Here is a 24,423-nt window from a genome sequence, read left to right on the forward strand (position 1 = left end):
GAGCCATGTTCTGGCGGAAGACACGGGCGGCGATCGCCGGGTTCCACCCGCTGCACCAGACCCTCATCTGGGAGCACACGCTCTCGGCCACGCTGCCCAAGGCGGAATGGGCGGCGCTGCTGGCCAGCCTCTCCCGGCATCGCGGGCTCGTCCGCCGGCCCAAGTGGCGGCTGCCCGCGCGTACGGAGAGCCTGCTCGTGCCGCTGATCAGGGTGCTCTGTGAAGACGTCGGCGGCGGCGTGGTCGGTATCACCGCGGATCTGCGCGGCCACGGCGTCCCCGGCAAGGAGAGCCCGCGCCGGTCCCTGCCGGTCGTACGGCCGGTGCGGCGGGCCGAGGAGTGGTGGGTGCGCGATCCGTGGCTCAGCGTCCGCTCGGAGTTACGCGACGGCAGCGTGCTCACGCTCGCCGTCACCGACCTGGTCAGGCGCCGCCGCGTCGTCAAGGTCAACCCGCGGGGCAAGCACAAGACCAAGACCAAGACGAAGGCCGTACAGCACATTCGGACCAGCCGCTCGCTGGCCAAGGGCCAGGTGCCGGCGCGGCCGGGCAGCCCGCCGCCGTGGTGGATCCGGGTGAAGGTCCGTCCGGGCGTGAAGACCGTGATCAGGGCCGCCGCCAAGGTGCCGCTGCCCGCCGAGCGCGACCAGCTCGGGGCGATCATGACGGTGGCGACCGAACCGTTCAGGTGGACGCAAAGGAGGCGGGCCGCGTGATCCCGTGCATGGTGAGCACCGGATTCTTCGTGCTCGGCCGCTGCGGCCGGGCGCCGGTCGCCGCCTGCGCCGGGTGCGGCAGGCCGATCTGTGACCGGCACGTCGGTCCCGGCGGCGTCTGTCCCGAGTGCGCGACCGCCCAGGGCTACGGCTCCGCCTACGACCCGTTCTGGACCAGCGGCTTCCGCCGCGACCACTACCAGAGCACCTCCTCCACCTACCAGGACCCCGGCTGGTACGGCACGTTCGACGACTACGACAGAGGCGCCTTCGACCCCGAGGACCAGGGCGACTTCGGTGACTTCGGCGACGGCGACGAGCGCGATTTCGTGGACAGCTGATGCGGCTGCTGTGGCTCACCGAGCACTACCCGCCGAGCAGGGGCGGCATGGCCGAGTCCTGCGACAGGATCGTCAGGGGCCTGCGTGAGGCGGGCGTGGAGATCGACGTCGCGCACCTGACCAGGCGGGACCGGCCCTGGCAGACCGGCGGCGAGCGGGGCGGGCGGCTGCTCACCGTGCCGCTGGAGGACAATCCCGAGCACGCGCTGCGCCGGCTGTGGACCGTGCTGCGCGGTGAGTCGTACACGCACGTGGTGGCGTTCGGCGGCACATACGCCATGCTCGGCGCCCCGATCCTGGCCGCGTGGCTCGGCGCGCCGCTGGTGACGCTGCTGCGCGGCAACGACTTCGACACCGGCGTCTTCTCGCTGCGCCGGAGGGGCGCCCTGCTCGACGCGTTACGGGCCTCGGCCACGGTGTGCGTGGTGGCCTCGGGGCACGCGCCGCTGGTGTCCGCGCTGGTTCCGGAGGCGCGGGTGCGGTGGGTGGCCAATGGCATCGACACCGCCGGCTGGCAGATCCTGCCCTCCGAACGCGCGGCGGGCCTGGCCAGGCGGGCCGCCGCCGGCCGGCGCACGATCGGGCTCATCGGGCAGCTCAAGAACAAGAAGGGCGTCGGCTTCCTGCTCGACGCGCTGGCCGCCTCCGGGCACGCGGACCTGTTCCACCTGCTGCTCGTCGGGGAGTTGGAGGCGGACCTGGACGTGCCGGTCGGGCACACGCGGCTGCCGTTCCTCGACCGGTACGAGCTGCCCGCGCTCTACGCCGCCTGCGACCTGGTCGCGCTGCCCTCGTTCTACGACGGGCTGCCGAACGTGGCCCTGGAGGCCGCCGCCCTCGGCGTCCCGCTGCTCGCCTCCGACGCGGGCGGGCTGGCCGACCTGGTCGACGACGAGATCGGCTTCCGCTTCGCCGCCGGGGACCCGCACGAGTGCCGGGCGGCGGTCGACCAGGCCGCGCGGGCGACGGACGAGCAGCTGGCCAAGCTCGGCACGGCGGCGGCCGAGCGGGTACGCAGGGACTTCACGGTGACCGCCGAGACGGAGGGCTACCTGAGGGTGTTCCACGAGAGCGCATGATCGTCTGTTACGCCAGAGGCGGCGGGCTCGGCCATCTCACGCGGGTCCGGGCCTACCTGCACACGGTCCATCCGGGCGCCGCGGCCACGATCCGCACCGAGTGGCCGCGCGACCCGGCCGTGCTCGCGCGGGCCGACGAGATCGTGGTGGACGCCTTTCCCGCCGGGCTCGACGGCGAGATCGAGGCGGCGGTGCCGCCGGGGCCGCGTGTCGTGCACCTGGCCAGGCTGCTGCGCTGGGACGCGTACCGGCCGCTGATCCCGGCCCGGCCGTTGCGTTTCCACCGGACGTGGCTGGCCGAGCCGGTGAGCGATCCCCACCTGGCCTACCTGGAGTCGGTGTCGGACGAGGTGGTCCCGCTGGCACTGGCCGATCCACCGGCCCCGCCCGCCACGGCTCCGGAAGACTGGCTGACGGCTTCGGGGGACTGGCTGATCGTGCATTCCGGGCCGCCGGGCGAGATCCTGGAGCTGGTGGCGTACGCCCGCGAGAGCGCCGTCCACGAAGGTCTCAGCCCGCGCCTCGTGCTCGTCTCGCCCGCCGCGCCGCCCGGCCTGCCCGCCGGGGTGGCCCACCTCGCCGTCCGCCCGGCCTGGCCGCTGTTCGCCACGGCCGGCCGCATCGTCTCCGCCGCCGGGTTCAACGTGGTACGGCAGGCCGCGCCGTACCGGCACAAGCATCGGATGGTGCCCTTCCCCCGCCGCTTCGACGACCAGTTCACCCGCGCGGCGAGAGCACGACGGGAAAGGACGTGACGCCGCGCACGAACGCGTTGGGCAGGATGCGCGGGCCCGCGTCGTCGGCCCAGGCGGCTGAGCCCACCCGGTCGATCCACTCCTCGAAGAAGATCCGTAACTCCAGCCGGGCCAGGGACGCGCCCAGGCAGAAGTGGGTCCCCAGGCCGAACGCGATGTGCCCGCCCGGCTTGCGCGTCACGTCGAACACCTCCGGGCGGTCGAACACCGACTCGTCCCGGTTCGCCGAGCCGTACATGAGCAGGACCTGCTGGCCGCGGCCGATGCGCTGCCCGTGGAGCTCGGTGTCGCGGGTGGCCGAGCGGCACATGTTCAGGATCGGGGTGGTCCAGCGGATGAACTCCTCCACGGCGTTCTCGATCAGGCCGCGGTCCTCCCGCAGCAGCCGCCACTGGTCCGGGTGCCGGATCAGCGCGTCGATCGCGGTCGCGATGACCGTACGAGTGGTCTCCGCGCCGCCGTCGAGCAGCAGCAGCGCCTCGTTCGCCAGGTGGTCGTCGTCGTAGGCGGCCCGGCCGGACCACAGGGTCACCAGGTCGTCGGCCGGGCACGTCCGGCGCTCGGCGGCCAGGGCCAGTACGGCCTCGCCGAACTCGCCCGCGGCGACCGCGGCCTCGTGCGTGACGTAGCGCAGGCCGCCGCCCGCCACGATCGTGGTCTCCGACCAGTGCTTGAGCCGCGGCCAGTCCGTGTCGGGGAAGCCGAGCAGCCAGCCGATCATGCGGGCGGGCAGCGGCGCGGCCAGGGCGGGCACCGCGTCGACGGTGCCGGTCTCCAGGGCCTGGTCGATCAGCTCGACGACGACCTCGCGGACGCGGGCGGCGTAGCGCTCGTGGACGTAGCGCGGCGTGAAGCGGCGGTAGACGAGGCGGCGGTGCTCGGCGTGCTCCGGGTCGTCCATGCCGATCATCGACGGATCGGAGGGCAGCTGGGGGCGGTAGCCGCCGGTGCTGGTCCACAGCCCGGGATCGCGCTCGATGGCCGTGATGTCGGCGTGGCGGGAGATGCCCCACAGCCCGTTGGCGGCGTCGTGGTGAACGGGGGAGTGCTCGCGCAGCCAGGCGTAGACGGGTGCCGGGTCGCCCGCGTACAGGGCGCCGTCGAGCAGGTCGGGGTTCATGTCAGGCCAGCACCCCCTGGGAGCGCAGCTTCTCCGCGGCCTCGGCGCTCAGGCCCCAGGCGGACAGGTCGGTGAGCCGGGTGGCGGGTGAGAGGTCCTGGTCCGGTACGCCGAGCAGGCGCGGGGCGGGTACCGGCTGGCTGAGCCCGCCGACGTCGGCGAAGGCGCCCCTGGCCACGTTGTGCGGATGCCGGACGGCCTCCTTCATGGACAGGACCGGCGACACGCACGCGTCGGAGCCCTCGAACACCGCCTCCCACTCCGCCCGCGTCCGCGACTTGAACTCCTCGGCCAGGCGGGCCTTGAGCGCCGGCCACTGCTTCTTGTCGCCGCGGTCCGGCAGGTCCGTCAGCCCCATCCGGGTCACCATCGCGTTCCAGAACTGCGGCTCCAGCGAGCCGACCGCCATGAACTCCCCGTCGGCCGTCTCATAGGTGTCGTAGTGGGGCGCGCCGGTGTCCAGCAGGTTCGTGCCGCGCGGGCCCCAGAAGCCGCTCTGCACGCCGTGGTAGAACATCGCGAACAGGATCGCGGCGCCGTCCACCATGGCCGCGTCGATCACTCGGCCCTTGCCGGTGCGTTCCCGCTCGAACAGGGCGAGCAGCACGCCGTACGCGAGCATGAGACCGCCGCCGGCGAAGTCGCCCAGGATGTTGATCGGCGGCGTCGGCTTGTCCTCCGCGCGGCCGAGCATCGACAGGATGCCGGAGATCGCGATGTAGTCGATGTCGTGGCCCGCGGTGGTGGCGAGCGGCCCGTCCTGTCCCCAGCCGGTCATCCGGCCGTAGATCAGCCGCTCGTTCACCGCGTGGAGGTCGGCGGGGCCGATGCCGAGCCGCTCCGCCACTCCGGGCCGGAACACCTCGATGACGACGTCGGCGTTCCTCGCCAGTTCCTTGAGCGCGGCGACGCCCTCGGGCGACTTCAGGTCCAGGCCGATGGTGTGCTTGCCGCGGTCCATGACGTCCGTCCGCGGCTCGTCGGAGACGGCGGACACGCGGTCGACGCGCAGCACGTCGGCGCCGTGGTCGGCGAGCATCATCCCGGCGAACGGGCCCGGCGCGAGCCCCGCGAGCTCCAGCACCCGGATCCCGGCGAGCGGGCCCTGACGGCCTTCAGACATCGGCATCTCCTACGACTCGGCTGGCCTCAGTAGAACAACATTCGGTGACCTCTGGCAAGACGCCTTCCCGACCTCCAGGCAGACATACGCGAGGTATGGGAAACTTGCCCACTGTTCGGGTGGGTCTACAAGGGTTGGACATGGTTTCGGATAGCAACCAGCTGGTGGCCAAGCGCTACCAGTTACTGCGCGAACTGGGGCGCGGCGGTATGGGCGTGGTCTGGGAAGGCCGCGACACACTGCTCAACCGGCAGATCGCCGTTAAGGAAGTGCTCCTGCCCGCGGGACTGCCCCGGGCCGACCAGGAACGGCAGCTGCTCCGTACCGCCCGCGAGGCGCGTATGGCGGCACGGCTGAACCACCCGTCCGTCGTCGCGATCTACGACGTGGTCGAGGAGGACGGCCGGCCGTGGATCATCATGGAGCTGGTACGCCACCCCTCGGTGGAGGAGGTCGTCGCCACCTCCGGCGCTCTTCCGGTACGGCAGGCGGCCGACGTGGGCCGCCAGGTGCTGTCGGCGTTGCGGGCCGCGCATGAGGTCGGGATCCTGCACCGCGACGTCAAGCCGAGCAACATCCTGCTCACCGACGACGGCCGGGCCGTGCTCACCGACTTCGGCATCGCCACCGCCGAAGGAGACGCGTCGCTCACCCAGACCGGGATGGTGACCGGCTCGCCGAGCTTCCTGGCTCCCGAACGGGTGCGCGCGGCCGAGTCCGGGCCCGCCTCCGACCTGTGGTCGCTCGGGGCCACGCTCTACGCCACGCTGGTCGGCCGGTCGCCGTTCGAGCGCGGCGATCCCATGGCCACGCTGAACGCGCTGCTGAGCGAGGAGCCGGACTACCGCCGGATCCCGCCGATCATGCACCCGGTCCTGCAAGGGCTGCTACGCAAGGAGCCGCACGAACGGGTCAACGCCGAGCAGGCAGACGCGCTGCTGGCCGCCGTCGTCGCCGCCAAGCAGCCGAACGCCGACCGGGTCGTGGTGGAGCCGAAGCCGCCCCGCGGCGGCCGTACCCTCCTCGCGGCGGCAGCGGCGGCGGTGCTGGTGGTCGCCGGCGGCGGGTTCGCCTTCTTCAAGTTCAGCGGGTCGGCGGAAGGCGCGCCGCGCGTCACGCAGAGCGCCGTGGCCAGCGCGCCGCCGAGCACGCCGCCGCCCAGCGCCGAGACCAGCGCGACGCCCACCCCCACCCCGACGCCCACCCCGACCAGGGTGGTGGCGACGGTACGGGCCTGGAAGTCCCCCGACGGCTGGTCCATCATGCGGCCCATCGGCTGGCGGGGCGCCCGCAAGGAGGCCTACACCGAGTGGACGCGCCGGGACCGGAGCGGGCACTTCGGCGTCCAGGCCATCTACGTCAACCCGGACCCGAACCAGATCATCCGCGACTCGCAGGAGACCGCCGGGCAGAACGACCAGGACGTTCGGACCCTGCGCCGCAGGTCCGTCACCCACCAGGGGACCAAGGCCGTGGAATGGGAGTTCACCTACACGGCGGGGCCGACCGGCGACGCGCCGTGGAGCACGCAGGGCGTGAAGTACCACGAGGTGCAGCGGGCGGTGGCGATCGGGGACACCGCCTACGTCCTGTCGTGGACGGCCACCGAGGCGCGCTGGAAACAAGACCAGGGGTTGATGCGGCAGGTGATCGCCAGCTTTACGGTAGCGGCATGAGTAACCCCTCCACGGTCATGCCGGTGATGGCATGACGCCCCGGAATCAGAGTGCCGGTGGTGTGGCATGACGCCTTGGAATCTGCTCGCGCTGGCGCCGCTCCCCGAGGAGGTGCTGCGGCAGTTGCTCGCGCCGCTCGGCGACCGGGTGGCCGTGCGGGTGCCACCGGCCCGCGACCGCGCCGCGCTCCTCGCCTCGCTGGCCGAGGCGGAGATCGTGCTCGGCGACTGGACGGCGCTGCTGGCGCTCGACGCCGAGGCGGTGGCCGCCGCGCCCCGGCTGGCCTTCGTCCAGCAGCCCTCGGTCGGCGTCGACGGCCACGACCTAACCGCGCTGGCCGCCGCGGGCGTGCCGCTGGCCAACACGGCGGGCGTCAGCGCCGTCGCGGTGTCCGAGTGGTGCCTGGCCGCCGCCCTGTCGCTGTCGCGCAAGCTCGCCGAGGCCGACGCCGCCGTCCGCGCGGGCCACTGGCCGCAGCAGGGGCTGCAGCCCCGCGAGCTGCACGGCCGGCAGGTGGGCATCGTCGGCTACGGTCCGATCGGCGCGGCCTGCGCCCGGCTGTTCCGGGCGTTCGGCTGCCAGGTGTCCTACTGGACCCGCACGCCTCGCGCCGAGCCGGGCTACCAGGAGCTGGCACCGCTGCTGTCCGACTCCGACGTGGTCGTCGTGGTGATCGCGCTGTCCGACGAGACTCGTGGCCTGATCGACCCCAGGCGGCTGAAGCAGGGCGCGTTACTGGTCAACGCGGCCAGGGGCGGGGTCGTCGACCAGGCGGCGCTGGCCGGCGCGCTCACCGACGGGCATCTCGGCGGCGCCGCGCTCGACGTGTTCGACATCGAGCCCCTGCCCGACGGCGACCCGCTGCGCGAGATCGACGGCGTGCTGCTGTCGCCGCACGTCGCCGGAGTGACGCCGGAGTCCACCGGACGCCTGCTCACGGCCACGATGGCCAACCTCACGGCCGCGCTGGACGGCCACGAGGTGGCCAACGTGATCAACGGGGTCTCGCCGATCATCTGCCGGAAGTTTCCGGGTTCGCCCACCGCGTAGGCATTCGACCGGGCACGATAAACAGTTTTCGAGTCTTTAACGACCCCGGTCTGGTCGATGTCAGTCCAGGGAGATACCTTCTTACGGACGATCTCTACCGGCTCAAGGGGGTGCTTCCGTGACGACAACGATGTCGACACACCGACGGGCAGTAGAGCACATCAGGCAGTCGTACGCGGAGATCCCGGGGGACGCTTCGCCCCGGCTGTCCAAGGCCACGTCCAACCTCTTCAGATTCCGCGACTCGGGCAAGACCGCCAAGCTCTCCGCCAGGGAGCTCGACGAGGTCATCAGTGTCGACCCGGTGACGATGACGGCCGAGGTCCAGGGCATGACGACCTACGAGCACCTGGTCGACGCCACGCTGCCGCACGGGCTCATGCCCTATGTGGTGCCCCAGCTCAAGACGATCACGCTGGGCGGCGCGGTGACGGGGCTCGGGATCGAGTCGACCAGCTTCAGAGACGGGCTGCCGCACGAGTCGGTCGAGGAGCTCGAGATCCTGACCGGCGACGGCCGCATCGTCGTCGCCCGCGACGACAACGAGCACCGCGACCTGTTCCGGGCCTTCCCCAACTCCTACGGCACGCTCGGCTACGCCCTGCGCATCAGGATCAAGCTCAGGAAGGTCCAGCCCTACGTCAAGCTGACGCACGTCAAGTTCACCGACGCCGACAAGTGCATGCTGGCCATGCAGGAGATCTGCGACAGCATGGAGCATGACGGGGAGCCCGTCGACTTCATCGACGGTGTCTTCTTCGAGCCGGGGGAGATGTATCTCACGGTCGGCCGCTTCGCCGAGCGTGCGCCCTACACCTCCGACTACACCGGCATGCGGATCTACTACCAGTCCATCAGGCAGCGCAACCGCGACTGGCTGAGCATCCGCGACTACCTGTGGCGCTGGGACACCGACTGGTTCTGGTGCTCGCGTGCCTTCGGCGTGCAGCAGCCGGTGGTCCGCTCGCTGATGCCGCGCCGCTGGATGCGCTCCGACGTCTACCGGCGGCTGGTCGCGCTCGACCGGAAATACGGGGTGGTCGCGCGGGTCGACAGATGGCGCGACCAGCCCGTCCAGGAATCGGTCATCCAGGACGTCGAGACCCCGGTCGAGCGGGGCGCGGAGTTCCTGGAGTTCTTTCACGACAAGGTCGGCATGACGCCGGTGTGGATGTGCCCGCTGCGGGCCTCCTCCCGCTGGCCGCTCTACCCCCTGGAGCCCGGCAAGCTGTACGTGAACTTCGGCTTCTGGGGAATGGTGCCACTGCCACGGGGGCAGTTCGACGGTTATTACAACCGTCTCATCGAGAACTCTGTGCACGAGCTCGACGGGCACAAGTCGCTTTACTCGACTTCTTTCTACGCCCGTGAGCAGTTCTGGCAGCTGTACAACGGCGATGCTTACTGGCCGGTCAAGCAGGAATACGACCCGAACGGCCGAATGCTTGACCTGTACGACAAGTGTGTACGGGGAAGGTGAGCAGATGGCTCTCGCATCCATCTTTGAGAAGATCGTTGGCCCGCAGGCCAACATCGCGTTCATGGCCTACGACGGCAGCAAGGCGGGGCCGGACGGCGCGGACCTCGCCCTGGAGGTGAAGTCCCCGATAGCGGTCGCCTACCTCGCGCAGGCACCCGGAGAGCTCGGCCTGGCCCGGGCGTACATCTCCGGCCACATCGACGTCCACGGCGACATGTACACACTGCTCGACCGCATGTGGAACATCACCACCAACGACCTGACGACCGCCGAGAAGGTGGCGGCCGTCCGATCGCTGGGCCTGAAGCCGTTGATGATGCGCGTCCCGGCGCCGCCGCAGGAGATCCGCCAGAGCACGCTGGCCAAGCTCGGCTCCCGGCACGCCAAGCAGCGTGACGCCGAGGCGATCCACCACCACTACGACGTCTCCAACCGCTTCTACGAGTGGGTCCTGGGCCCGTCCATGGCCTACACCTGCGCCGTCTTCCCCACCAAGGAGTCGTCGCTGGAGGAAGCGCAATACGCCAAGTTCGACCTGGTGGCCCGCAAGCTCGGCCTCAAGCCCGGCATGCGGCTGCTCGACGTCGGCTGCGGCTGGGGCGGCATGGTCATGCACGCCGCCAAGCACTACGGCGTCAAGGCCCTGGGCGTCACCCTCAGCAAGCAGCAGGCCGAATGGGCCCAGAAGGCCATCGTCGAGGCCGGCCTCGAGGACCTGGCGGAGGTCCGCTTCATGGACTACCGCGACGTCGTCGAGTCGGAATTCGACGCGGTCAGCTCCATCGGTCTCACGGAGCACATCGGCAAGCGCAACCTGCCGTCCTACTTCGCCTTCCTCTACAGCAAGCTCAAGCCGGGCGGCCGCCTGCTCAACCACTGCATCACCCGGCCGACCGGCACCGAGAAGACGTTCAACAAGGGCGGCTTCATCAACCGCTACGTCTTCCCCGACGGCGAGCTGGAGTCGGTCGGTTACCTGGTCAGGCAGATGGAGGACCTCGGCTTCGAGATCCGCCACGAGGAGAACCTGCGCGAGCACTACGCCGAGACCCTCCGGCACTGGTGCGCCAACCTCGACGCCAACTGGGCCGACGCGGTGCAGGAGGTGGGCATGGGGACCGCCCGCGTCTGGGCCCTGTACATGGCGGGCTGCATCGTGGGCTTCGAACGCAACAAGGTGCAGCTGCACCAGGTGCTGGGGGTCAAGCTGGACTCGGAGGGACACTCCGGCGTCCCGCTTCGTCCGTCGATCGACTGGCCTTGAGGTTTATCGACTTGAGGCTTATCGATTTTAAGGCTTATCGATTTTAAGGCTTGAGGTGTGAGGGGCTCACCGGCCCCTCACACCCGGTGCCGACGGTTCAGAACCTCAGCATCCACCCGTTGATGTAGCCGGTGTCGCCGGTTGTGACGTCTTCGACGCGTAACGTCCACGTCCCGTTGGCCGGTGAGGATCTTCCATCCACCGGATAGGTCTCCTCGATCTGGTCGGCGTCGTCTTTGGAGTTCGCCGCGCGAAGCGGATAAACGATGCCGGTCGGGCCGATCAGATCGATCTTCAGGTCGCCTCTCCAGGGATGACTGATGTCCACGGAGACCGTCATCTTCTGGGGTGCGTTACCCGGGAGCCAGCCCGTGACCGTGATGGGCGATTTGACGAGGCGGCCCTTGTCCGGGATGGCGTATTCGGTCCAGTTCTCGAAGTAGGGGAAGTCCATCGACCAGGCATCGATGATGCCGGCATGGGGTGACCAGCCGTCCGCGGCACGCAGCTTCCAGGTCCCGTTCTGCTTCGTCACGGCGCTGATGTCCACGTCGTACGTCTCGTCGATGAAATCGCTGCCGTCCGAGGACGGCGACCTCAGCACATATGCCTTTCCGTCTGGGCTGATCAGGGAGAGCTTCAGATCACCCACCCAAGGGTGCTGGATGGAGACGTAGACGTGCACCTGGGACGGGGTCTTGCCGAGGAGGTCGCTCACCACGATCGGCGAGTCCACACTGCCCGGGTCGGGGATGGCGTAGTCGTTGAAGTTGGAGAAGTACATCGGCCAGAGGGCGCCGTCGGTGGGCTGGGTCGGCGGGAGGGCCGCGCTGTCCAGCCGGAGGCGGGGCGTGGTGGCGCTGGTATAGGCGATGGGCTTGCCCGTGCTCTCCATGGCCGCTTCCAGCTGCCCGATGCTCGCCTGGGGGAAGGCCTGGCGGAGCACGGCCAGCGCGCCGGCCACGTGCGGAGCGGCCATCGACGTACCACTCAGCGACCCAAAGGTGTTGCCGGGCACCGAGGAGACGATCGACGTGCCGGGGGCGAACAGGTCCAGCAGCGGACCGCGGTTGCTGAAGGCGGACACCTCGTCCGTGTCGGTGGTGCTGCCGACCGTGATGGCCGAGGGCACACAGGCGGGCGCGCTGACCGCGTCGCCGTAGCCGTTGTTCCCGGCCGCGACCACCGTGGCCACCCCGGCCGCCAGGAGCGCGTCGATGGCCGGCTTGCGCGGGTCGGTGTCACACGCGGAGGTGTACTGGCCGCCGCCCAGGCTCAGGTTGGCGGCCACCAGCGCCGTACCGGCCTCCTTCAGCTGCAGGACCTTCTCCAGTCCCGCCACCTGGGCGCTGGTGAAGCTCAGCACGCACGGCGCGGCGCCCACCCCGCAGAAGTCGTCGGTGGTGAACTTGCTGAACACCTGGATGGCGACGAGTTTGGCCCCAGGGGCGACCCCGGCCGGCGGGGCGCCGGCCACGTTCGTGCCGTCGCCGACCGCGATCCCGGCCACGTGCGTGCCGTGATCACAGTCGAGGGCCGCGTCGGCGCACGGCCCGCTCTCGGAGTCGGCCGAGCCGGCTCCCGTCTGCGTGGCGGTGCCGTTCGGGCACAGGCTGGTGGCGCCGTAGTCGGCGTCGATGGGGGAGAAGCAGGCCTGCTCGATCACCCGTCCGCCCAGGAAGGGGTGCTTGACGGCGACGCCGGTGTCCAGCACGGCCACCACGCTGCCCGCGCCGGTCAACCCGGCCGCCCGAGTCTTGTCCGCGCCGATCAGCGGGATGCTCTCGGCGAGCACCGGTGGTACGGGCTTGTCCTCCGACACGCTCACCACGTTCGGCAGCTTGGCCAGCCGGTCCACCGCCGCCGCGTCGACGCGCAAGGTGACCATGGGGAACCGGGACATCGTCTGCAGCACCTGACCGGCACTCGACGCCTCAGGCAGATCCGTCCGGCTCTTGGTGATCACATTCACCCTGATCTTGGCACCGGCGGCCAGCCGCGCGCTCAACCCGGGCTCTATCGTCGGGGGCTGGTCAATCAGATTCGCCGACGTGGCATGGGCCGGCACGCTCACGCCTGTCGTGGCCGCTAACGCCATGATGATGCAGGATAAAACCCACTTTTTCATCCGCCACTCCAAGGTGAGTGAATTGATCACCTGGACAGTAAATGATCGAAACCTACTCAACAAGGGCCGGGGCTTAGGTAGATGTTCAAATCGCCGCTCAAGATGCTGAAATCTCACATCTGCGCAGGTGGATGCAGTCGTATGGCGAAATTGTGGCGAATATATGGCGCCTTGGTGGACAATTCACATGCGCGCTGTAAATCGCGCGGAAGGCGCGCTCATCGGCCATAGTGGCGTAATGAAGAAAGGCGGTCTCTACGGCGTCCCTGGGAGGGGATGTCCATTCTGAAGGACCTCAGCCACAACGGACCGTCTTCGTCCGCGTTCCCAGAGGGGGCATCTCTGGAGGGACCTCAGCCACAACGGACCGTCTTCTTCCGCGCGCGTTCCCAGAGGGGGCATCTCCCGAGGGACCCCAGCCACCACGGACCGCCACCGAGATCGAGACGGTCGTGTGACGAAACACCTGGGACCCCCGGTGATCACCTCACTAGGATGCGATCCCATGCGCTCCGTGATCTTAGGTGGCACTGCCGCCGCCCTCCTTCTGGCCTCCGCCACCCCCGCGCTGGCCACCGCCCCCGACAAGCCCCTGACCTCGGCCCAGTTGAGTGAAGCCCTCATCACACCCGAGGACCTGGGCGACGCTTACGCCCCCAACCCGAAGCACATCCGCGAGGCGTTGGACGCCGACTCGGCCCACACGAAGAAGTGCGTACGAGCGATGAGGGCGCTGAAGCCCCTCCTCAGCAGCCCGGCAGCCGTCTACATCGACAAGGAGGGCCTGCCGTCGGGCGTCAAGCAGTTCGCCGTCAGCGGCACCTCGGCCAAGATGGCCGCCTGGCAGACGGTGGGCAAGGTCATGGTCCGGGACTGCGTCGGCACCAAGACGAAGACCAAGCGCGCCAAGTCGGCCATCACCAAGCTCTCCGTCGGTACGGTCGGGAACTGGGTGTACGGGATCAGGTACAAGGAGACGATGGCGACGAGGAACGCCGAGCTTCAGGCGGCGGATGTCGTGCTCATCAGAGTCAAGAACGCCGTCACGCTGCTGGTGAGCGACGGGTTCTTCGGAGCGTTCGAGCCCGGTCTGAGCAAGCGGGCGGCGAGGCTGGCGGTGCCGAAGCTCCGGGACGCCCAGAACGAGTGACGCGCGTGCGCACACGATGCCTGACGACGCAGATGACGGCGATCTCGCGCTTCCCGGCGGACGGTCACACGGGGACGTAGCGGGCGACCCGACCGACGTCGCGACCCGGCAGCCAGGAGTGTTCTGATGATGTTGTTGGTCAGGGCTCCGATCATGTAGGTCGGGGGTCAGGCCGGCGGCATGATGGGGCATCGTCCCGAGCGGCCGATGGAGCCGGATGTGTGGGACGCCTGCCGGGAGTTGATCCCGGCAGGCAGCGCGTACGCGTTTTCGGCGTGTGGAGGACGGCGCCGCGCCGCCGCCCGGACGATGCACGCGAAAGCCACAGGCCTGGCACAGGCGGCCAGCCGCGGACAGGGTTTCCAGCAGCGCGAGCCGGGTGGCCGGCTCACCGGCGATTCGCACCGAACGACCCGTACTCACCCGGGGCGCCGGTCAAGCTCGGCCGGATTCGGCCCGGGGAGTCCGTCCGTGGCGCGCAGCGCGTACAGGTTGCCGTTCGAGCTGCCGACGTAGACAAGACCGTCGGCCACGACCGGCAGCGTCTGGAAATGGCCGCCGGTCTGGAAGCGCCAGCGGGGCGCGCCGGTGGCCGCGTCCAGCGCGTGCAGCATGCCACCCTCGTCTCGGGCGAAGACAGTGTCCCCGTGGACCGACACCTTGGCGGTGAGCGGCCTGCGCCACCGTTCTTGCCCGGTTTCGGGGTCGAGGGCGTGCAGGTCCTGGCCGCCGATGTAGACCGTCCCTCGTGACTCGGTCACGCTCCAGAGGCCGCTGTCGCCTGCGGTGGTAAGCCTCCATCGCTCCTGGCCGGAGGCGGTGTCCAACGCGTACGTGCGTCCGGCGAGGTCGCCGAGGTAGACGGTGCCGCCGATCATGATGGGGTCGTACCGGACGAGGTCGCCGAAGCCGGCGCGCCATCGCGCCTTCCCCGTGGCGGGGTCGAGCGCGACCACCCTCGCGCCGGTGACCGCGAAGACGGCCTCCTTGGTCGCGGTGAGGTAACCGGCCGGGATGGAGTTGGCGGCGCCCAGACGGGAGCGCCAGCGAAGGGCGCCCGTCTTGGCGTCGAGGGCGGACAGCAGGCCTTGCTCGCTGCCCACGCGACCTTCCTGGCTGCTCACGTAGACGGTGCCGGCGGCCACGGCCACGTTGCCCAGGGAGCCGGGGACGCGGAATCGCCACCGCTGCTTGCCGGTGGCGGCGTCCAGCGCGATGACGTGGGTGAAGCCGACGCCCGCGTACACGCCGCCGGCCTGGATCACGATGTCACTGGCGTCAAACTGGCGGTTCCATCGCATCCGGCCGGTGGCGGCGTCGACGGCCGCCACCCCGTCGCTCCTCGCGCCGTAGAGTAGGCCGTCCACCAGCATGGGCGCGGCCGGTCCTGACCTCCAGCGCATACGGCCGGTGGCGGCGTCCAGGGCGTACAGCCCGTCGTCGGCGCCGGCGTAGACGACATCGCCGTCCACCACCGGGTCGGCGCGGACGCCCTCGTCGGCGAGGTGGGTCCAGCCGCCCGTCCGCGCCGGAGGACGGACGCGCTCCCCTGGCCGGTAGCGGGCCATCAGGTTGTCGCGCACCCGGGCCGCGGCCAGGCGTTGGACCAGCCTGGATGGCGACGTCAGATGGACGATGACCGGGCCCACGTTGACGAGCGTCGCGCCGAAGGTCCCGCGGGGGCCGTGGGCCGTGTAGGAGAAGATGCCCTCGCCCTCGATCGTGGGGTCGTAGTCGAAGCTCTCGTGCCCCTTGATCTGCCCGGCCGCGGCGGCGAAGAGGGCGCCGGCGTCCGGGGACACCCAGCTCACGGAGAGCGAGACGACTCCGCGGTCGTCCTCGGGCGGCACCCAGTCGCAGGTCACGGGCTTGGGCAGCGTGAGGCGGCCCAGCGACCTGCGGCCGGGGAGGAAGCGGGCGCCGGGGGCGACGTCGCGCGGAGTGAGCAAGGAGCACGCGTCCGGCCAGTCGCCCGGCGGGACGCCGCCGAGCGCGACGGGCCCAGTGGGACGTCCGTAGACGGGACGGAAGGCGGTGACATGGGCGTCACTGTGGATGAGGGCCAGGTGCGAGGTCGACCCCAGGAGAGTGATGTAGTGGGGGAGCGGCCTGTCCAGGGGGAATGCGCCGAGACGGCCGGTATCGCGGTCGCGCGAGATGAGGAAGCCGGGCAGCGGCCACGCGTTGTTCGAGTCGAATCCGGCGGAGTCCTCGACGTCGGGATGACGGCCGACCTCCAACGGCATGCTCCAGCGGCCGTTGCCGCCGAGCCCGTGAGAGATGGGCAGGTCAGAGATAGGCCGCGGCGTGCCGTCCTCGGCGAAGAGGAACCGCTCGTCGTGTACATCCGCGACGACGAAGCCCTCCGGCGCCTGCTCGTACCCGATCCACGCGCCGTCGTCCGCGACGACGAAGCCCTCCGGCGGCTGCTCGTAGCCGAGCCGCGCGCCGTCGTCTGCGGCGGTGTGCCGGGTGGTGACCGGACGCGTCCAGTTCCGGCGCAGCGTGCGCGGGTCGTAGGAGGCGAGCTGGACGCCGCCGTTCTTGCAGCGGGTCAGGAGCATCACGGACCGGGAGGTGCCGGTGATCACCCCGTCGCGGTCCGGCAGGTCGCCGGCGCGTGCCTGGACGCCGCCGGTTCGGGCGTCGAGCGAGAGCAGCCCGGATCTCCGCTGGTAGAGGACGGCTGCGCGCCCTACCACCTGGATCTGCGGGAGGTCGCCGTTCTCCGACGCGGGTACCGCGTGCCGCCACAAGACGCTGCCGGAGGCGAGATCGTACGCGTGCACGACCCAGTTGGTCACTCCCTTCGTCGAATCGGTGAAGAAGAGGATCCCGGCCTCGGTGGAGAGGACGGTAGGGTTCGTGACCGCGGTGGAGACGGTACGCCGGATCGCGCCGGTATCGGCGTCGCGCACGGTCACCGTCCCTGGCGTCTCCAAGAGCAGGTTGTCGCCGGACAGGCGGGACTGCAGGGCATCCTCCCCGGCGGGGACCGACCAGGCAGCCTTCCACCCGATGAGTTCCGGCGCAGGCCGCCCGTCGTCGGCGACCGCGAGCGCGGCGGCCACCGAGAGCGCCGTCAGGGCCTTGACGCAACGGGTGATCAGCACGTCCGGCGCCCCTGACAGGAGACCGGCTGCCAGCCTCCCTGCGGCGCCTGCCGGTAGTAGGTCCGGTAGCGGGCGGCCTCGCCGCTCAACCGGAACGGCCCTCCGTCCGGCCCTTTGATCACGACCTCTTCCGTACGGCCGTCCGCGAGCACCGTGACCCGGAGATCGAACTCGTAGTACGCCTTCTTGCCGGAGAAGCTCAGGCTGAGCGTGACCGGCTCGTCCCGTTTGAGGTCGATCTGCTTCTTCCGGAAGTACGGGGTTTCGCCGCCGCTCGTGAACCGGGGCGTGGGACGGTCGAGGTCGGCGGCCATCTCGACGGTGCCCGCCTCGCCGCCCTTGATGACGATCAGGCGGGCGCCCTCCGACACCGGCATGCGGGTGAGGACCTGCGGCTCGATGTTCACGATGCGCAGGCTGCTGCGGTTGCCGGTCAGCGCGACTGTGACGTTCATGCCGCCGATCGGGGCCATCCGGTGGCGCGCCAGCATCGTCTCACGCTGCTTGTCCGCGTGGGCGGCGAGCATGACCGCCCGGTCCTCGGGGTCGGTCACCGGTTCGCGCAGGACGGTGTCGCGCTCGGAATAGTCGACGGCCACCTGACCGACGGTGATCGGGGCGGTGCCGCGTACCTGCTCGACCGTGTCGGAGCCGTGCGCGTTGTACCACTCGGTGAACACGACGCCGAACGCGGCCAAAACCACGGCGCTGGCGATCCCCGCCAGCCACGCAAGCAGCCCTTTCGACCGGGCAGGATCAGACGCCTCGCCTCCCTGCTGCTGTGCCGCGACGTCGCGGCCGACCGATGTGCGCTTGTTCCGGCGCGCTCTGCCCATGGGGACGCGTCCCTCCACGACCGATCGTCGAGACCAGAGTAGGCACGAGCTCGAGCGCGCAGGAGCGGATTGCGGCTATTCACGACTGTCGGCGAGCGTGTCCGGCGTGTCCTGCAGATCGTCGATCATCTTCGAGTGACCAATCGCTCTGACCGCGCCGTTCGTTGGTCTTCGGAAGTGGGTGTCGCGAAGTGTTGGGGTAATGGCCTATCGCCGAACCAGGTCACTTCAGTAGCGCGGGCCGCTCGGACTTCCCCGGATAGACCATGATGAGGAACTCCTGCCGGGCATCCTCATCCCTCTTCAGCGCGGCCTTCGCGCCGCGCATGTGCACCCGAACCCGGTAGCGGCCCGGGCCGTTGATCGCCAGGTTCTTCAGGCCGACCCCGTCATCACCGGTGAAGGTGAGGGCGCCGTTGCCGCTGCGGTACCCCACCTCCACCACCTTCTCCCAGCCCTTGAGCTCGACGGGGGGCCGCCTGCGGTAGGCCTCCCCGGTGACGCACACGTGCATGGCCTCGTCGGCGGTCAGGATGCTGAGCTGCCCGGGCGCGCTCCCCACCAGCCCGTTGGTGAAGGCGTTGTCGAGCGCGGGGAAGTCGTCGTCCGGGTCGTCCTCGTACGCGTTGATGCTGCCGGCCTCTGACCACAGCGTGGCCCGGTAGGTCCGGGACGCGCGGATCGACGGCCGGTGTCCCGGCACCTCGGCGCAGCGCGCGCGGGCCTTCTCCTTGAAGGCCACATCGGCGTCCTGTTGCTGCTCGGCCTGCAGGTCCTGGCGCTGCTCGACTTCCGGGCACAAGTACGCGAGCGCCTCGACCGTCTCATAATTCCGCAGGTACGGCCCCAGCGGCCCCTCCTCGGCCAGCCGGTTCGGTGCGCCGCCGCGCAGGACCGCCTCGCACAGCCGCCGGCCGATCGCGACCACTCGATCATCGGGCACACCGGCGAACTGCCCCGGCAGCTCACCGTCCTGTCTGACGAGGCAGACGAAGGCGAGCTCGCGCTGCCCGGCGGACGGTCGCACGGGGACGTAGCGGGCGGTTTGCCACGGTTCGCAGGCCGAGGAGCTCGCCGCTGTGATCTTCCCGATCGGTGCGTCCATGCGCGGCACGGTGACCAGCAGCAGGACGACGGCGAGCGTGACGGCGACGCGGACGTCCGGACTCCGGTACGGCCATCGCACGCGGCGTACGCGTACCGCCACGATGATCAGAACGGCGGTGACGACATCGTAGAGCTGCCAGGCCCACGAGGCGGGCTCGTACATCTGACCCCAGGTTCGCGCGCATCCCTCACCGGCGACCGCGTCGAATCCGGCCATCAAGAAGGCCAGCGCCCCGAACAACCCCAAGGGGATCACTGTGGCCCAGCCGACCGCGCGGCCCCACCGCCGGTAGCCCTTGCGCACCAGCAGCGCCCACACTCCGAAGCCCACCGCCACCACCGCGGGTTGCGGCACGAGGTGCAAGGGGGACAGCAGGAAGCTGGCCGATAGGTAGACCTCGAAGCCGGGACAGCTCCCCCACATCGCGAACAAGTCGTACTCGGTCGTGGTCGAAGAGAACAGGGAGCTCGCGTACGGGATGCTCACCAGCGCGAAGGCGACGCTCCACAGTGTCAGCGACAGTCGCCACCGCACCGGGAGGACTTCTCGCGGGCCGATCCCCTGACGGCGGCCGACCAGGAGCAGCAGTATCGCGGCCGCGGCGAGGGCGGCGCCGATCAGCAGCAGCGCGGCGTCGTCGAAGGGCAGGAGGGCGGCGATGCCGGTGCGGTGGCCGGCGGCGACGGCGGGAGCTTCGCCCATGGCGAGCCGGTCTCGCACCTCCGCCTCGCTCGGTCGGCCGAGCCCGGTGAGCGGCGGCGTGACGGCGGCCGCGGCGAGCAGGATCAGGAGCGCCGCGCTCAGCCGGAGGACCCATCGCCGCATACCTATCGCTCCCGTTGTTCGTGGGGAACGGGGTCCCGGCGTGAAGAGCCGCTAATAGTCGACATCGAGCAGGGCGATCGCTTCCAGTACGTCGGTCACCTTGTGGTCCGCCCCCGGGGATAACCCCGGGGACAGGCCGCGGTCGATCCAGATCGTGTGCAGGCCCGCGCCGCGTCCGCCCGCCACGTCCTTCTCCACGTCGTCCCCGATCATCCAGTCCCCGTCCGCGAGCGTGGTGTCGCACCGGCGGGCGGCGATCTCGAACAGCTCGCGGTCCGGCTTGCTGAAGCCCTCGGCGTCGGAGATGGCCCAGCCGTCCACCCGGTCCACCAGGCCGCTGTGGTGGATCTTGCCGGACTGGTTGTCGGCCATGCCGTTGGTCACGATGCCGACCCGCCAGCCGGACATGCGCAGGCGATCGAGGGACTCGAGTACGGCCGGGCGGCAGGTGACGAGGTGCGGCAGGCGGTCACGGTAGCCCTGCCACAGCGACTCGGCCGACTCGGCGAGCCCGAACCGCTCGCGGACGTGGGTGAAGAACGTGCTCATCGGGATGGAGCCGTCAGCGTCCAGCTCGATCATCCACGCCACATCCTGCGCGCCCAGTCCCCTGTCGGCGGCGAACTCGGCGGCCCAGCGCTTGAAGGCGGCCAGGCGGTCGATCAGGGTGTTGTCGAGGTCGAAGAGTGCCAGCACGCCTCAGGACCATACAGGTGTTCGATGACGCGCGGCGGCCTTCCGCGCAACAGGTGATCAACGGTTGTGCGCCCGGTGGTCACTCACCGGCCACTTTGCCGGTCTAACGTACGCGGCATGCTGACGCGCAGATTATTCGCGAGCGCTCTGGCCGTCCTGACCGGTGGTACGGTCGCGGTCGTGCTGCTCCAGCCCAACACCGCCACGGCCGAGCGCCGCGCCCAGGCCCCCGTCGTCATCGGGCACCGGGGCGCCAGCGCCCACCGGCCCGAGCACACGCTGCTCTCGTACGAGGCGGCCATCGCCATGGGCGCCGACTACATCGAGCCCGACCTGGTCTCCACCAAGGACCACATCCTGGTGGCCAGGCACGAGAACGACATCACCGGCACCACCGACGTGGCCGCGCATCCGGAGTTCGCCGACCGGCGCGCCACCAAGACGGTCGACGGGCGGCCGATCACCGGGTGGTTCACCGAGGACTTCACGCTGGCCGAGCTGAAGACGCTACGGGCCAAGGAACGCGTGCCCGACCTGCGGCCCGACAACACGGCCTTCGACGGGGTGGCGGAGATCCCGACGTTCGAGGAGGTCGTGCGGCTGGCGCAGCGCCACGGCGTGGGCGTCTATCCCGAGACCAAGCATCCGACGTACTTCGACTCCATCGGCCTGTCGCTGGAGGAGCCGCTGCTGGAGACGCTCAACAGCAACCACATGCGCAAGGTGTACATCCAGTCGTTCGAGACCGCGAACCTGCGGGAGCTGCGCAAGAAGACCAGGCTGCCGCTGATCCAGCTGATCACGTTCGGCGGGGCGCCGTACGACTGGGTCGCCGCCGGAGATCAGCGTACTTATGACGACATGGTGAAGCCGGAAGGGCTGCGTGAGGTGGCCTCGTACGCGAACGGGATCGGCGTGGACACCCGCCGCGTCGTGCCCGTGGGAGCGGACGGCAAGCTGACGGAGCCCACCACACTCGTCCAGGACGCCCACCGCAGGCGACTGGACGTGCATGTCTGGACCGTCCGCAACGAGAACTCCCAGCTCCCCCTCGACTACCGGCTGGGCAACCCGGCCAGCCCCGCCTTCCCGCGCGCCACCGGAGACGTGATGGGCTGGCTGAACAGGCTGCTCGACCTGGGCGTGGACGGCGCGTTCTGCGACGACCCGGCCATGGGCCGGGCCGTGGTGGCTCAGCGGACAAGCTAGCCCGGATCGACTGATCGACGTGGGCGGGCCGCTCGCTCCGCCGGAGCGGGTGATGGACGTGGGCGGGCCGCCGTGACGTCGGTCGGCGGGCCCGCTCGTTAGAGTGGGCGGATCTTCAGAATCGCCGTGCTCGCCGTCGCCCTCGTGGCGACGGCGGGAGACCTCGTCTGGGGGCTCAGCCACGCCGCGACGCCGCCCCTCACCCAGCTGCCCCTGCTCGCCGTGGGCCTCGCGGGCGGCTGGTCATTCGTCGTCTCGGGCCTCTTCGTCAGGGCCAGGCGGCCCATGGGCGGTACGGGCGGGCTGATGGCCGCGGTGGGGCTCTGCCTGCTGCTGTCGGGCGTGAACTACCTTCCGGAACGCTGGGCCCTGCTGACCGGGAACGTGATCGGGTGGCTGGCCCTGACACTGCTCGCGCACGTCGTGCTGATCATGCCCGAAGGCAGGGCCGTCGGGCGCAGGCAGCGGGCCACGGTCCTGGTCCTGTACCTCGGCATGGCGCAGGCGCTGGCGGTCTGGCTGCGGTTCGGCCGGCTCGGCGACGGCAGCTGCACCTGCCTGCCGCTGCTGCCCGGCGGCGAGGACGTCTCGCGGCCGCTGATCGCGGCCGTGGCCGTCTTCCTGTGGCTCTTCGGGCTGGGGATGACGGCGATGCTCGGCTGGCGCTGGCTGGTCCGGCTGCCCGCGCCGCGCCGCCACACGTTCGCTCCGGTCGCGCTGGCGGGCGGGCTGATGCTGCTCACCACCTGGACCCGGCAGGCCGTCTACATCTGGCCGGACGCCACCAACTCCCTTCTCCAGGCGGTCCTGCACGGGGTGCAATTGCTCACGCTGGCGACCTGGCCGCTGGGGGTGCTCGCGGGACTCATGCGCGCCCGGCTCGACCAGGCGGCGGTGGCGCGGCTGGCGACCGGGCTGGACCTGTCGCCCGGCGCATTGGAGAAGACGCTCGCGAGCGTGCTGCGCGACCCGACGCTGCGCCTCGGGTACTGGACCGGCGACGGGTACGTCGACGCGGCGGGCGATCCGCTGACCGTCCCGGGAACGCGGTCCGCCAGCGTGTCGGGCGACCCGTTGACCGTCCCGGGAACGCGGTCCGCCGCGTACCTGGAGGTCGGTGGGGAACCGGCCGCCGTGCTCCTGTACGACCCGGCGCTGGACCTCGACCCGGAGCCGGTGCGGTCGGTGGCGGCCATCACCCGGCTGATCGTGGAGAACGAGCGCATGCGGGCCGAGCTGGCCGCCCAGCTCGTGGAGGTGCGGGCGTCCAGGGCCCGCATCGTGGCCGCCGGCGACGCCGAACGCAGCCGCATCGAACGCAACCTGCACGACGGAGCCCAGCAGCGGCTCGCCGGCCTCGCGGTGCTGCTCGGGCACGCCCGGCTGCGCAACGCCGACGCCGAGGTGGCGGAGTTGCTCGACGAGGCGGTGACGGGAGTACGGGCGGCGCTGGCCGAGCTACGCGAGCTGGCGGGCGGCATCCATCCGGCCATCCTGAGCCAGTCGGGGCTGGCCGCCGCGCTGCACTCGCTCGCGGAGCGCTCGCCCGTTCCCGCCGTGGTGGAGGAGGCGCCGGACGGACGGCTGCCGCCCGACGCCGAGCAGGCCGCCTACTTCGTCGCCGCCGAGGCGCTCGCCAACGTTGCCAAGCACGCGGACGCGTCCAAGGCGTCGATCAGGGCCGTCGTGCGTGATGGCGTCCTGCTGCTGGAGGTGACGGACGACGGGACGGGCGGCGCGCGGCCGGAGTCAGGTACGGGCCTGCGCGGCCTCGCCGACCGGGTAGCCGCGCTCGACGGCCTGCTGCACGTGCACAGCCCACCAGGCCAGGGCACCCGCGTGACGGCCGAGATCCCGCTCGCCGGTCAGGAGCGCAAATAGGTCAGGACGGCCAGGACACGACGGTGGTCGTCCTCCGTCGCGGTCAGGCCCAGCCGGACGAAGATGTTGTGCACGTGCGTTTCCACCGTCTTGGGGCTCAGGTGCAGGCGGCGGCTGATCGCCTGGTTGGAACGGCCTTCGGCCATCAACCCGAGCACCTCCCGCTCCCGGCCGCTGAGCCGGGCGACCGGGCCGTCGCCGCGTCGCCTGCCGACGAGCCGCTGGACGACGTCCGGATCGATCACCGTGGCCCCGTCGCGTACCCGCTTGAGCGCGTCGGTCAGCTCGGTGACGTCGGCGACCCGGTCCTTGAGCAGGTAGCCCACTCCCCGGGCGTCCTCGCCCAGCAGGCCGACCACGTGCCGCGTCTCGATGTGGTTCGACAGCACCAGGACGCCCACCCCTGGATGTTCCCTGCGGATGAGGTGCGCCGCCTCCAGCCCCTCGGCGTTGAACCCGGGCGGCATCCGTACGTCCACGACGACCACGTCGGGCGGGTCCGCCCGGACCGAGGTCAGCAGGCTCGCGGCGTCGCCGACCTCCGCGGAGACCGTGACACCGCAGTCTCCGAGCAGCCTGGCCAGCCCTTGCCTGAACAACACGCTGTCCTCAGCCAGCACGACGCGCATAGTGAGGGACAGCGTCTTCAACTCTCTGTGTTTACCTTAGTAAAACGGACATCAGCGTAGCCTCGTTGCTTCCCGGCCGAGGTCGGGAGGCGATCCGGTGGAAGCCGATGCCGCGTCCGTCCGGCGAGCCGGGCGGACCGTGGTTGAGAGCCTCGTTGTCGGGGCCTGATTCCGCATTCCCAGATGGGGTGCGGCTCTTGGGCCACCGCCCCGCCGGACGCTGTCCCGTTGGTGCGAACACCAA

At 70.4% G+C, this 24,423-nt stretch carries 19 protein-coding genes; 11 read left to right on the plus strand and 8 right to left on the minus strand.

All coding sequences use genetic code 11. From position 1 onward, the window contains the following. Positions 1 to 5: 5 nt before the first annotated feature. The 4 genes from AB0B64_RS30605 to AB0B64_RS30620 are packed head-to-tail and all read left to right on the plus strand — an operon-like array spanning position 6 to position 2,891. The gene (locus AB0B64_RS30605) at positions 6 to 716 is read left to right on the plus strand and encodes a hypothetical protein (RefSeq protein ID WP_358181479.1); all 711 of its coding nucleotides are present in this window, start codon (positions 6 to 8) and stop codon (positions 714 to 716) included. Further along, a complete protein-coding gene (locus tag AB0B64_RS30610) occupies positions 713 to 1,057 on the plus strand; it encodes a hypothetical protein (protein WP_357940089.1) in 345 nt (114 codons plus the stop codon). The genes AB0B64_RS30605 and AB0B64_RS30610 overlap by 4 nt, the downstream gene beginning before the upstream one ends. Beyond that, positions 1,057 to 2,136 carry a glycosyltransferase family 4 protein gene (locus tag AB0B64_RS30615; RefSeq protein ID WP_357940090.1) on the plus strand — a complete coding sequence of 360 codons (1,080 nt, stop codon included), beginning with the start codon at positions 1,057 to 1,059 and terminating at the stop codon, positions 2,134 to 2,136. Before AB0B64_RS30610 ends, AB0B64_RS30615 begins: the two co-directional genes overlap by 1 nt. Next, positions 2,133 to 2,891, plus strand: a complete 759-nt coding sequence (locus tag AB0B64_RS30620) for a hypothetical protein (RefSeq protein ID WP_358181482.1) — start codon at positions 2,133 to 2,135, stop codon at positions 2,889 to 2,891. The genes AB0B64_RS30615 and AB0B64_RS30620 overlap by 4 nt, the downstream gene beginning before the upstream one ends. Here the strand turns inward: AB0B64_RS30620 and AB0B64_RS30625 are convergent. Both AB0B64_RS30625 and AB0B64_RS30630 read right to left on the minus strand, forming a co-directional pair. Continuing rightward, complete coding sequence (locus AB0B64_RS30625; protein ID WP_358181485.1) at positions 2,854 to 4,011, minus strand: cytochrome P450; 1,158 nt, start codon at positions 4,009 to 4,011, stop codon at positions 2,854 to 2,856. The two genes, AB0B64_RS30620 and AB0B64_RS30625, sit on opposite strands and share 38 nt — an antisense overlap. A 1-nt stretch (position 4,012) precedes the next feature. Then, positions 4,013 to 5,134 carry a CaiB/BaiF CoA-transferase family protein gene (locus AB0B64_RS30630; protein WP_358181488.1) on the minus strand — a complete coding sequence of 374 codons (1,122 nt, stop codon included), beginning with the start codon at positions 5,132 to 5,134 and terminating at the stop codon, positions 4,013 to 4,015. Between the two features lie 140 nt (positions 5,135 to 5,274). Here AB0B64_RS30630 and AB0B64_RS30635 point away from each other — a divergent pair, with 140 nt between their 5' ends. The 4 genes from AB0B64_RS30635 (at position 5,275) to AB0B64_RS30650 (ending at position 10,604) form a co-directional block, all read left to right on the plus strand. Then, positions 5,275 to 6,810: a serine/threonine-protein kinase gene (locus tag AB0B64_RS30635; protein WP_357940095.1), complete on the plus strand. Its 1,536-nt coding sequence runs from the start codon at positions 5,275 to 5,277 to the stop codon at positions 6,808 to 6,810. 66 nt (positions 6,811 to 6,876) lie between these two features. Beyond that, positions 6,877 to 7,860, plus strand: a complete 984-nt coding sequence (locus tag AB0B64_RS30640) for an NAD(P)-dependent oxidoreductase (RefSeq protein WP_358181491.1) — start codon at positions 6,877 to 6,879, stop codon at positions 7,858 to 7,860. 130 nt (positions 7,861 to 7,990) lie between these two features. Beyond that, positions 7,991 to 9,340 carry an FAD-binding oxidoreductase gene (locus AB0B64_RS30645; protein WP_357941460.1) on the plus strand — a complete coding sequence of 450 codons (1,350 nt, stop codon included), beginning with the start codon at positions 7,991 to 7,993 and terminating at the stop codon, positions 9,338 to 9,340. A gap of 4 nt (positions 9,341 to 9,344) precedes the next feature. Next, positions 9,345 to 10,604 (plus strand): cyclopropane-fatty-acyl-phospholipid synthase family protein, encoded by a 1,260-nt coding sequence (locus tag AB0B64_RS30650; RefSeq protein WP_357940099.1) that lies wholly within the window; start codon positions 9,345 to 9,347, stop codon positions 10,602 to 10,604. Between the two features lie 97 nt (positions 10,605 to 10,701). On the opposite strand, the gene AB0B64_RS30655 is transcribed toward AB0B64_RS30650, so the two are convergent. Beyond that, the gene (locus AB0B64_RS30655; RefSeq protein ID WP_357940101.1) at positions 10,702 to 12,612 is read right to left on the minus strand and encodes a S8 family serine peptidase; all 1,911 of its coding nucleotides are present in this window, start codon (positions 12,610 to 12,612) and stop codon (positions 10,702 to 10,704) included. Between the two features lie 625 nt (positions 12,613 to 13,237). On the opposite strand from AB0B64_RS30655, the gene AB0B64_RS30660 reads away from it, so the two are divergent. Next, positions 13,238 to 13,882 (plus strand): hypothetical protein, encoded by a 645-nt coding sequence (locus AB0B64_RS30660; protein ID WP_358181494.1) that lies wholly within the window; start codon positions 13,238 to 13,240, stop codon positions 13,880 to 13,882. Positions 13,883 to 14,301: 419 nt separating this feature from the next. Here the strand turns inward: AB0B64_RS30660 and AB0B64_RS30665 are convergent, their stop codons facing one another. The 4 genes from AB0B64_RS30665 to AB0B64_RS30680 form a co-directional block, all read right to left on the minus strand. Further along, positions 14,302 to 16,995, minus strand: coding sequence for a PQQ-binding-like beta-propeller repeat protein (locus AB0B64_RS30665; RefSeq protein WP_358181497.1), 2,694 nt, complete (start codon positions 16,993 to 16,995; stop codon positions 14,302 to 14,304). Further along, on the minus strand, positions 16,989 to 17,831 hold the full coding sequence (locus AB0B64_RS30670; RefSeq protein ID WP_357940107.1) for a hypothetical protein: 843 nt from the start codon (positions 17,829 to 17,831) through the stop codon (positions 16,989 to 16,991). Before AB0B64_RS30670 ends, AB0B64_RS30665 begins: the two co-directional genes overlap by 7 nt. 223 nt (positions 17,832 to 18,054) lie before the next feature. After that, on the minus strand, positions 18,055 to 19,764 hold the full coding sequence (locus AB0B64_RS30675; protein WP_358181500.1) for a hypothetical protein: 1,710 nt from the start codon (positions 19,762 to 19,764) through the stop codon (positions 18,055 to 18,057). A gap of 51 nt (positions 19,765 to 19,815) precedes the next feature. Continuing rightward, the gene (locus AB0B64_RS30680) at positions 19,816 to 20,460 is read right to left on the minus strand and encodes an HAD family hydrolase (protein ID WP_358181503.1); all 645 of its coding nucleotides are present in this window, start codon (positions 20,458 to 20,460) and stop codon (positions 19,816 to 19,818) included. Between the two features lie 117 nt (positions 20,461 to 20,577). On the opposite strand from AB0B64_RS30680, the gene AB0B64_RS30685 reads away from it, so the two are divergent. After that, positions 20,578 to 21,669 (plus strand): glycerophosphodiester phosphodiesterase, encoded by a 1,092-nt coding sequence (locus tag AB0B64_RS30685; protein ID WP_357940113.1) that lies wholly within the window; start codon positions 20,578 to 20,580, stop codon positions 21,667 to 21,669. A gap of 126 nt (positions 21,670 to 21,795) precedes the next feature. Next, positions 21,796 to 23,550 (plus strand): sensor histidine kinase, encoded by a 1,755-nt coding sequence (locus AB0B64_RS30690; protein WP_357940115.1) that lies wholly within the window; start codon positions 21,796 to 21,798, stop codon positions 23,548 to 23,550. Here AB0B64_RS30690 and AB0B64_RS30695 read toward each other — a convergent pair. Beyond that, complete coding sequence (locus AB0B64_RS30695) at positions 23,535 to 24,179, minus strand: response regulator transcription factor (protein ID WP_357940117.1); 645 nt, start codon at positions 24,177 to 24,179, stop codon at positions 23,535 to 23,537. The two genes, AB0B64_RS30690 and AB0B64_RS30695, sit on opposite strands and share 16 nt — an antisense overlap. Positions 24,180 to 24,423 lie beyond the last annotated feature (244 nt).

Origin of the sequence: Nonomuraea sp. NPDC049129 (assembly GCF_040648495.1) — a bacterium.
Classification (GTDB): domain Bacteria; phylum Actinomycetota; class Actinomycetes; order Streptosporangiales; family Streptosporangiaceae; genus Nonomuraea.

Excerpts from the sequence above, each read along its gene's own strand:
- AB0B64_RS30605 (WP_358181479.1), top strand. The coding sequence starts at position 6 with ATGTTCTGGCGGAAGACACGGGCGGCGATCGCCGGGTTCCACCCGCTG.
- AB0B64_RS30615 (WP_357940090.1), top strand. The coding sequence starts at position 1,057 with ATGCGGCTGCTGTGGCTCACCGAGCACTACCCGCCGAGCAGGGGCGGC.
- AB0B64_RS30620 (WP_358181482.1), top strand. The coding sequence starts at position 2,133 with ATGATCGTCTGTTACGCCAGAGGCGGCGGGCTCGGCCATCTCACGCGG.
- AB0B64_RS30625 (WP_358181485.1), bottom strand. The coding sequence starts at position 4,011 with ATGAACCCCGACCTGCTCGACGGCGCCCTGTACGCGGGCGACCCGGCA.
- AB0B64_RS30630 (WP_358181488.1), bottom strand. The coding sequence starts at position 5,134 with ATGTCTGAAGGCCGTCAGGGCCCGCTCGCCGGGATCCGGGTGCTGGAG.
- AB0B64_RS30635 (WP_357940095.1), top strand. The coding sequence starts at position 5,275 with ATGGTTTCGGATAGCAACCAGCTGGTGGCCAAGCGCTACCAGTTACTG.
- AB0B64_RS30640 (WP_358181491.1), top strand. The coding sequence starts at position 6,877 with ATGACGCCTTGGAATCTGCTCGCGCTGGCGCCGCTCCCCGAGGAGGTG.
- AB0B64_RS30645 (WP_357941460.1), top strand. The coding sequence starts at position 7,991 with ATGTCGACACACCGACGGGCAGTAGAGCACATCAGGCAGTCGTACGCG.
- AB0B64_RS30650 (WP_357940099.1), top strand. The coding sequence starts at position 9,345 with ATGGCTCTCGCATCCATCTTTGAGAAGATCGTTGGCCCGCAGGCCAAC.
- AB0B64_RS30660 (WP_358181494.1), top strand. The coding sequence starts at position 13,238 with ATGCGCTCCGTGATCTTAGGTGGCACTGCCGCCGCCCTCCTTCTGGCC.
- AB0B64_RS30670 (WP_357940107.1), bottom strand. The coding sequence starts at position 17,831 with ATGGGCAGAGCGCGCCGGAACAAGCGCACATCGGTCGGCCGCGACGTC.
- AB0B64_RS30675 (WP_358181500.1), bottom strand. The coding sequence starts at position 19,764 with ATGCGGCGATGGGTCCTCCGGCTGAGCGCGGCGCTCCTGATCCTGCTC.
- AB0B64_RS30685 (WP_357940113.1), top strand. The coding sequence starts at position 20,578 with ATGCTGACGCGCAGATTATTCGCGAGCGCTCTGGCCGTCCTGACCGGT.
- AB0B64_RS30695 (WP_357940117.1), bottom strand. The coding sequence starts at position 24,179 with ATGCGCGTCGTGCTGGCTGAGGACAGCGTGTTGTTCAGGCAAGGGCTG.